Genomic DNA, 814 nt, shown 5'->3' with positions numbered 1-814 from the left:
ATCAAATTTCTTATAATTCAGTCAAGAGCCACGCACCGACGCACCCATATAGAGTTATGAAAAAACACAACGAAAAAAACGCTTTTTCCAGTGTGCCGCTTGAGATGCGACCACGGGAAAAACTATTGTCGGGCGGTCCGGCTTCTCTTTCGGACAGCGAACTATTGGCTATCCTTCTGAATACCGGTATTCAGGGAAAAGACGTAAAAGCGCTTGCCGGAGAGTTACTCGGCTTTTTGGACGACAATAAGGATATTCCTTCCGTAGAAGAAATTTCCTCTTTGTCTGGGATCGGGCAATCTAAGGCTTGCGCTGTTGCCGCAATGTTGGAATTTGGAAGGAGACGCTATGGCTCTTTTTCCATGCGGATTAAAAAACCTGTCGATATTTATACGCTTGTGCGGCACTATGCCGACCGCAAACAGGAGAGGTTTATCAGTCTTTCCCTGAACGGCGCTCACGAGGTGCTTGCGGTGCGAGTTGTTACCATCGGGCTTGTAAACAAAACAATTGTCCACCCGCGGGAAGTATTCGCCGACTTGATTCAGGACAGGGCGGCGGCTTTTTGCGTTGCACATAACCACCCGTCGGGACAGCTTGTAAGTTCCCCTGAAGATGACGATATAACGGATCGGCTTCAAGATGCGGCGAAAATTTTGGGGCTTCATTTTATAGACCACATCATTTTTTCTGAAACCTCGTGGTGGAGCTTTAGGGAGAACGGAAAATTGACTGACGGGTATTGAGGGCGGTTTCTGTTTGCGGTAAAATGAAAATGTGAATAGGACGCAGGTAACAATCTTTTTTTTAATTC

1 protein-coding gene is annotated in these 814 nt (G+C 46.7%); it reads left to right on the top strand.

What is annotated here, in order from left to right; genetic code table 11:
• Positions 1–56: 56 nt before the first annotated feature.
• A complete protein-coding gene (gene radC / locus ACYVTD_RS14555; RefSeq protein WP_461248436.1) occupies positions 57–746 on the top strand; it encodes a RadC family protein in 690 nt (229 codons plus the stop codon).
• Positions 747–814: the final 68 nt, after the last annotated feature.

The organism is Treponema sp. R6D11, from assembly GCF_054786075.1.
Note: the sequence above shows the minus strand (reverse complement) of the source record. Positions and strands in the feature narration are given on the sequence as shown.

Excerpts from the sequence above, each read along its gene's own strand:
- radC (WP_461248436.1), top strand. The coding sequence starts at position 57 with ATGAAAAAACACAACGAAAAAAACGCTTTTTCCAGTGTGCCGCTTGAG.